The sequence below is a fragment of the Mesorhizobium sp. M4A.F.Ca.ET.050.02.1.1 genome, from assembly GCF_003997725.1.
Lineage (GTDB): Bacteria > Pseudomonadota > Alphaproteobacteria > Rhizobiales > Rhizobiaceae > Mesorhizobium.
Genome location: NZ_RZSG01000759.1, coordinates 1 through 2,886 on the forward strand (window position 1 = coordinate 1; position 2,886 = coordinate 2,886).

Annotated in this window: 2 protein-coding genes; one reads left to right on the forward strand and one right to left on the reverse strand. The window is 66.3% G+C overall.

The window, feature by feature from the left end:
• On the forward strand, positions 1-541 hold a 541-nt coding region (locus tag EOA33_RS30670; protein ID WP_245482484.1), incomplete at its 5' end, for a pyridoxal-dependent decarboxylase.
• Positions 542-558: 17 nt separating this feature from the next.
• On the opposite strand, the gene ade is transcribed toward EOA33_RS30670, so the two are convergent.
• Positions 559-2,268: an adenine deaminase gene (ade, locus tag EOA33_RS30675; protein ID WP_127407354.1), complete on the reverse strand. Its 1,710-nt coding sequence runs from the start codon at positions 2,266-2,268 to the stop codon at positions 559-561.
• Positions 2,269-2,886 lie beyond the last annotated feature (618 nt).

A 2,886-nucleotide genomic window follows, 5' to 3' on the forward strand; every position in this document is an offset into this window, starting at 1 on the left:
CTCGCTCTCGCTCGACGCGCACAAATGGCTCTATCAGCCGCTCGATTGCGGCTGCCTGCTGCATCGCCACCCGGACATAGCGCGCCAGACGTTTTCGCACAGCGATGACTATGTCGGCATGCTGAGCCAGGATCCGACGGAAGGTTTCGCCTTCTTCGAGGAGACGTTCGAGCTGTCGCGGCGTTTCCGTGCGCTGAAGCTATGGCTTTCGCTGCAATATCACGGCCGCCGCGCCTTTCGCGAGGCGATCGCGGCGGACCTGCGCCATGCAAGGCTTCTGGCGGAGACGGTCGAGGCGCACCCCGAACTGGAACTCCTGGCGCCGGTGCCGCTCAGCGCGGTCTGTTTTCGCCATCGCGGCAAGGATAACCGCGCGATCCTGAGACGCATAAACGCACGTGGCCGCGTCTACCTGTCGAACGCGATGGTCCGCGACCAGTTCGCGCTGAGGGCGTGCTTCGTCAACCACCGGGCGACGGACGCCAGTGTGCTCGAAATCGTCTCGGAAGTGATCGCTGCGGCCGGCGAACTCAACGATTGAGCTCGCCAATCGAAAACTCACTCGACGAAGCCGAAGCGGTCGACATCGAACAGGCCCATGTCGGTGAGCTTGAGATGTGGGATGACGGGCAGTGCCAGGAATGCCACCTGCAGGAACGGCTCGGGGATCGTGCAGCCGATCGCGCGCGTCGCCTCGCGCAGCCGGTGCAGGGCGTGCGTGACGGTCTCGAAAGAGTCGAGACTCATCAGTCCGGCCAGCGGCAGCGCCAGCTCGGCGGTGATGACGCCATTGTCGGCCACCGCCATGCCGCCGCCCATCTCGATCAGCCGGTTGACCGCCACCGCCATGTCGGCGTCGGTGGCGCCGACCACGGTGATGTTGTGGCAGTCATGGCCGATCGAGGAGGCGATGGCACCGCGCTTCAGGCCGATGCCCCGGACAAAACCCTTGCCGATATTGCCGTTCCTGCCGTGCCGCTCGACCACCGCGGCCTTGAGGATGTCGGCCTCGGGGTCGGCCTGCAGGCACTGATCGAGGACGGGCAGGGCGGCGTCCTCGCGGAAGGTGATGATCAGGCCGGGCTTGATCGCGATCACCGGCGTCTGGTTGCGGCCCGCCCTGGCCTCGACGCGGAAGGCATCCGCCGTGACCGGCTTCGCCTTCACCGAGCCGAGGCCGACCGGCGCCACCGTGCCTCGGGTCTCGAACAGTTCCGGCGTCACCAGCCGTCCCGCGGAGACGACATCGCTCATCCGGCAGTCCTCGAGGTCGTCGAGCAGGGCGATGTCGGCACGCCAGCCGGGCGCCACCAGGCCGCGATCGGTGAGGCCGAAAATGCGCGCCGCGGAATGGCTGGCGGCGCGGTAGACATGATGCAGCGGCCGGCCCTTGGCGATCAGCCGCCGGATCGAGGAATCGAGATGGCCTTCCTCGGCGATGTCGAGCGGATTGCGGTCGTCGGTGCACAGCGCGACGAAGCTCGACGTATCGGCGTCGAGGATCTCGGCCAGCGCGTCGAGGTCCTTGGAGGCCGAGCCCTCGCGGATCAGGATCGCCATGCCCTTGGCGAGCTTTTCGCGTGCCTCGGCCGCGGTCGTGGTCTCGTGGTCGGTGCGGATGCGGGCCGCCAGGTAGCCGTTGAGCCGCTGGCCCCTGAGCAGCGGCGCGTGGCCGTCGATGTGGCCGTCTGAAAAGGCGTCGAGCTTGGCGATCATGCCTTCGTCGCCGGCGAGCACGCCGGGAAAATTCATCACCTCGGCGAGGCCGACCACCTTGGGATGGGCGCGGAGCGGGACGAGGTCTTCCGCCTCCAGCCGCGCGCCCGAGGTCTCGAACGCCGTCGACGGGACGCAGGACGACAGGTTGACCCGCACGTCGAGAATGGTCCGCTCGGCGCAGTCGAGGAAATAGCGGATGCCCTCAGTGCCCAGCACATTGGCGATCTCATGCGGATCGCAAAGCACCGTGGTGACGCCGTGCGGCAGCACGCAGCGGTCGAATTCGAGCGGGCTGACCAGCGAGGATTCGATGTGGAGGTGCGTGTCGATGAAGCCGGGCACGGCGAAGCGGCCGCGGCCGTCGATCACCTCGGCAGCCTGATAGCGCGCATGGGTGCCGACGATGCGGTCGCCGACGATGGCGATGTCGGTTTCGCTCACCCTGCCGGTGACGACATCGAGCAGCCGCACGTTGCGGACCACCAGGTCGGCGGGGACCTCGCCGGCGCCGGCGCGGATCATGCGGGTCAGCAGTTTCTTCGAATCCATGGGTCCCCCAGGCAAGGTCTGCCGCTACGCTCGTCCCAACCGCCGAAGCGGTCAAGGGGCGTGACTTTGGCCGGTGCCGGGCCGCCTTGTCGACACGTCGCAAAGGTGTTCCGGCACCGGAAATCGCGGGCAGACCTTAGGGTGGACGTGTTGCATTTCGCTCATACCGGTCGATCACGAACCCGTGATATGAGCAATCCATACTATGAGAAGCGGGGGCTTCAAGTAAGCTAGAAGCAATTCCAGGAAAAGTGCGTGGCGGTTTTCCGTCCGGGATTGCGTAAGCTAGAAGCAATTCCAGGAAAAGTGCGTAGCGGTTTTCCGTCCGGGATTGCGTACGGACAAAAACTGGAGCAACGTCCGCTCCAGCGTGAGGGGCGCAATCGACGCCCCGGGCTTGTTACGGCCGCATTTCGCGGTCACACTCCGGATATGCCTTCGGCGCGGGACGCACTGTCCCGGATCGAATGAAGGACCATTCCCGTCGGAGCCGGCCGCTGCACCATCCGGACCGGATCCCCGACTGCCTTGCCGCCGCGCGCCGAATGCCTGCGGCGGATGACCCTCGAAGGCAATCGCGGCCGCTCAGCTGACGTCGCAACGCAACCCGTCCACCCG

Coding starts and splice junctions, on each gene's coding strand:
- ade (WP_127407354.1), bottom strand. CDS start 2,268: ATGGATTCGAAGAAACTGCTGACCCGCATGATCCGCGCCGGCGCCGGC.